The organism is Azotobacter armeniacus (assembly GCF_054779355.1).
Map to the genome: position 1 here is coordinate 339 of NZ_BAAGYK010000152.1, position 4332 is coordinate 4670.

At 57.5% G+C, this 4332-nt stretch carries 3 protein-coding genes and 1 pseudogene; 2 read left to right on the forward strand and 2 right to left on the reverse strand.

From position 1 onward, the window contains the following. A pseudogene (locus ACYVD0_RS19745) lies at window positions 1-531 on the forward strand (ISAs1 family transposase); the annotation flags it as partial. A 199-nt stretch (window positions 532-730) separates the two neighbouring features. On the opposite strand, the gene rnt reads toward ACYVD0_RS19745, so the two are convergent. Together rnt and pyrC are read right to left on the reverse strand one after the other, a co-directional pair. Then, a complete protein-coding gene (gene rnt, locus ACYVD0_RS19750; RefSeq protein ID WP_460428383.1) occupies window positions 731-1405 on the reverse strand; it encodes a ribonuclease T in 675 nt (224 codons plus the stop codon). After that, a complete protein-coding gene (gene pyrC / locus ACYVD0_RS19755) occupies window positions 1402-2448 on the reverse strand; it encodes a dihydroorotase (RefSeq protein ID WP_460428384.1) in 1047 nt (348 codons plus the stop codon). The genes rnt and pyrC overlap by 4 nt, the downstream gene beginning before the upstream one ends. Before the next feature lie 165 nt (window positions 2449-2613). Between pyrC and ACYVD0_RS19760 the strand changes: the two genes are divergently transcribed. Next, window positions 2614-3831 carry an argininosuccinate synthase gene (locus ACYVD0_RS19760; protein WP_460428385.1) on the forward strand — a complete coding sequence of 406 codons (1218 nt, stop codon included), beginning with the start codon at window positions 2614-2616 and terminating at the stop codon, window positions 3829-3831. Window positions 3832-4332 lie beyond the last annotated feature (501 nt).

Consider the following 4332-nt stretch of genomic DNA (forward strand, 5'->3'; position numbering starts at 1 on the left):
TGCCTTTGCGGCTGACGCCGGACCAGCAAGCCACAGCGGCCAAGTCCAATGAAAAGCAGCCATTCCTGAGGTGCTGGCCACCCTGGCCCTGGAGGGCTGTGTGGTGACGATCGATGCCGGGGGAACCCCGCCCGGCATTGCGCAAGCGATTCGCAAACAGAAGGCCGACTATGTCCTGGCGGTCAAAGGCAACCAGCCTACGCTGCTGGAGTCGATCGAGGACTTCTTCGAGACCTTCCGCCGGCACACTTCATCAGCAGCCTGGCGCCGGATGCCGAGCGGCTGGCATTGGCGATCCGCCAGCACTGGGGCATCGAGAACCGCGTGCACTGGTGCCTGGGCGTGGTGTTTGCCGATAACCGAATGCGCGCGCGTACCGCCCATGCGGCCCATAATCTGGCGACGCTGAAGCGGCTGACGCTGAACCTGCTCCGCCTGGACCCGAGCCAGCGCAAGGGCAGCCTCAAGACTCGTCGGCTCATCGCCGACACTTTGGATGACTATCGGGCCGAACTGCTGGGACTCGAATGAGAATGCTTGGCTTCATGCGATGGCCCTGGCGGGCTCAAGCCAGATGACTTGGCCGGACGAAACACTTCCTGTTGCCCGATCAGGCAAGAGCGGAGCTATCTATGAGGGGTGAAGCTTCGCTCAATCAAGTGACCAAGGCAAAGTGCCGGTTAGCTTGGCTGGTGGGTGCTAGGAGAGGTAAGGCAGCCAGCGTGTTGATTCAGGCGAAATCCACCCAGCCGCCCATTTCTTTCCAGCGATTGACTATTCCGCAGAACAATTCTGCGGTCTTTTCCGTGTCATAACGTGCCGAATGTGCCTCGCGCCCATCGAATTCGATGCTGGCACTCTGGCATGCCTTGGCGAGTACAGTCTGACCGTAGGCGAGTCCGGCCAGAGTGGCCGTATCGAAGCTGGAGAAGGGGTGGAAGGGGTTGCGCTTGATGTCGCAGCGGGCTACGGCGGCGTTGAGGAAGGCCAGATCAAAGCTGCTGTTATGACCGACTAGAATGGCGCGTTTGCATCCATTGGATTTCACCGCCTTGCGTACACCGCGGAATATTTCCTGTAGAGCATGGTCCTCGCCGACTGCCATGCGCAATGGGTGATTCAGTTTAATGCCGGTGAACTCCAGGGCTGCTGCTTCGATATTGGCGCCCTCGAAAGGCTCAACCCGAAAAAAATGGCTGTGCTCGGGGAACAAGAAACCCTGTTCATCCATGCCGATGGTGATGGCTGCGATTTCCAGCAGGGCGTCGGTTGCGCTGTTGAATCCACCTGTCTCGACATCCACAACGACTGGCAGGTAGCCGCGAAAGCGTTGTGCCATGGGATGGCGTGATGTGTTAGTAGCGCTGGACGTTTCGAGGATGTCGTCGAAGCGTTCTTCGGTCACGTGTTTTCCTCCAGCAGGCGCCAGCGCAGCTTCTCCCCTGCACGCAGTGGAACCAGGTTATGCTCGCCGAACTTCAGGCTGGCTGGTGCCGTCCATTCCTCGCGAATCAAGGTAATGTAATCGGTGTTTCGCGGCATGTCGTAGAAGTCGGCTCCATAGTGACTGGCAAAGGCTTCTAGCCTGTCCAGGGCGTTGCGTTGTTCGAAGACTTCGGCATACAGTTCGATGGCTGCGTAGGCTGTGTAGCAGCCAGCGCAGCCGCAGGCGGCTTCCTTGGCGTAGCAGGCATGCGGCGCCGAGTCGGTGCCGAGAAAGAACTTCGGATTGCCGCTGGTAGCAGCATCCAGCAGGGCTTCCTGATGAGTATGGCGCTTGAGGATCGGCAGGCAATAGAAGTGTGGACGGATGCCGCCGACCAGCATGTGGTTGCGATTGTACAAAAGGTGATGGGCGGTGATAGTAGCGCCCACATTGCTGCTGCTGGCCTCCACAAACTGTACGGCGTCATGGGTGGTGATATGCTCGAGCACCACCTTGAGAGTGGAGAAGCGATCGACTATGCGGGCCAGATGCTCGTCGATGAAGTACTTCTCGCGGTCGAATACATCGATCTCACTGCGGGTCACCTCGCCATGCACCAGTAGCGGCAGGCCTACCTCGGCCATTGTTTCCAGCACCGGGAAGATGTTGTCAATACTGGTGACCCCTGAGTCTGAATTAGTCGTGGCTCCCGCAGGATAGAGTTTGGCTGCATGCACGAAGCCGCTGGCTTTGGCGACTCGAATGTCCTCTGGCCTGGTCCGATCCGTGAGATAGAGTGTCATCAAGGACTCAAAGCGGCTGGTCGCAGGGAGTACGGCGTGGATGCGCCGCCGGTAGGCGTCTGCTTCAGAAGCATTGCGGACCGGGGGAGCCAGATTAGGCATAACAATGGCGCGGCCGAAAACACGTGCTGCATCGGGCACTGTTCGCGTTAGGGCGTCGCCGTCGCGAAGGTGAATATGCCAGTCGTCGGGGCGCCGCAGGGTCAGGCGGTCGGACATTGAAGCTTCCAGAAAATTAAGACTGCCATACATCCTACCGGAAAAGGTTTGGGGCAGCACGTTGCTGCCTGCTCATCTAGTCCGAAGTAGGAAGGCGCCTCTGTAAAAGGCCGGGCGCCGCCGGTACAATCGGCAGCTTTTCGTAAATCCTGTGGAGCTGATGGCATGGCGGACGTGAAAAAGATTGTCCTGGCGTATTCCGGTGGCTTGGATACCTCGGTGATCCTCAAGTGGCTGCAGGATACTTATAATTGTGAAGTGGTGACCTTCACCGCTGACTTAGGTCAGGGCGAAGAAGTCGAGCCGGCGCGTGCTAAGGCACAGGCCCTCGGCGTCAAGGAAATCTTTATCGACGATTTGCGCGAAGAGTTCGTGCGTGACTTCGTCTTTCCGATGTTCCGCGCCAACACCATCTACGAAGGCGAGTACCTGTTGGGTACCTCTATTGCCCGCCCACTGATCGCCAAGCGCCTGATCGAGATCGCCAATGCCACTGGGGCTGACGCCATCTCCCACGGCGCTACCGGCAAGGGTAACGACCAGGTGCGCTTCGAATTGGGAGCCTACGCGCTAAAGCCGGGTGTCAAGGTGATTGCCCCCTGGCGTGAATGGGACTTGTTGTCTCGTGAGAAGTTAATGGATTACGCCGAGAAGCACGCCATTCCAATCGAGCGCCACGGCAAGAAGAAGTCGCCGTACTCCATGGACGCCAACCTGCTTCACATCTCCTATGAGGGAGGCGTGCTAGAGGACACCTGGGCCGAGCACGAAGAGGACATGTGGCGCTGGACCACTTCTCCGGAGAAGGCCCCGGACGCGCCCACCTACATCGAGTTGACTTACCGCAAGGGTGATATTGTTGCTATCGACAGCGTCGAGATGACCCCGGCGGCGGTGCTGGCCAAACTCAACCAGATCGGCGGCGCCAACGGCATCGGCCGTCTGGATATCGTCGAGAACCGCTATGTCGGCATGAAGTCCCGCGGCTGCTATGAGACCCCTGGTGGCACCATCATGCTCCGGGCGCATCGTGCTATCGAGTCGATTGCCCTCGACCGCGAAGTTGCCCATCTGAAAGATGAGCTAATGCCTAAGTACGCCAGCCTGATCTACAACGGTTACTGGTGGAGCCCAGAGCGTCAGATGCTGCAGCAGATGATCGATGCCTCCCAGGTCAACGTGAATGGCGTGGTGCGCCTGAAGCTGTACAAGGGCAACGTCATCGTGGTCGGCCGGAAGTCCGATGACTCGCTGTTCGATGCCGGCATCGCTACCTTTGAGGACGATGCTGGTGCCTACAACCAGGCTGACGCCGCAGGCTTCATCAAGCTCAGCGCGCTGCGCATGCGCATTGCGGCCAATAAAGGGCGTAAGTTGGTTTGAGTTGAGGGCTGCGGGGTAGGCTTTTTCGGTCTTCTTTTTGGGTTCATCCTAAAAACCGCAGTTATCCGTCGTGTGGCAAAGCTGCCAACCGAGGAGGGGCGATGTTTTGTAGGGGGCTTGCCCTGCCGTCCTTTCGTCGTCTGGTATGGTTGGGTGTGAGGTGATACGGCATGCTTCTGCTATTTTCAAACATAGGTATGTTTTCGTTGGTTTTGATGATGAAGCTTGCCGCTTTTGCATCAAGATCTTTGGCGTTTTAAATGCTTGATGCAGTTTATGGTGGGTGTGTGGTTTGCAATGTGAGTGGTTCAAGAAATTAAAAATTTTTCTTGCGCCGCTTGACAGAGGAAAAGGCTGCTGTAGAATGCGCGGCCTCGGTTGAGACGAAAGGCTCAGACGAAACGCTCTTTAACAAGTTGAATCAAGCAATTCGTGTGGGTGCTTGTGGGTAAGACTGGTGATCGAAAGATTGTCAGCGACACAAGCAACACTCGTGAATTC

Excerpts from the sequence above, each read along its gene's own strand:
- ACYVD0_RS19760 (WP_460428385.1), top strand. The coding sequence starts at position 2,614 with ATGGCGGACGTGAAAAAGATTGTCCTGGCGTATTCCGGTGGCTTGGAT.
- pyrC (WP_460428384.1), bottom strand. The coding sequence starts at position 2,448 with ATGTCCGACCGCCTGACCCTGCGGCGCCCCGACGACTGGCATATTCAC.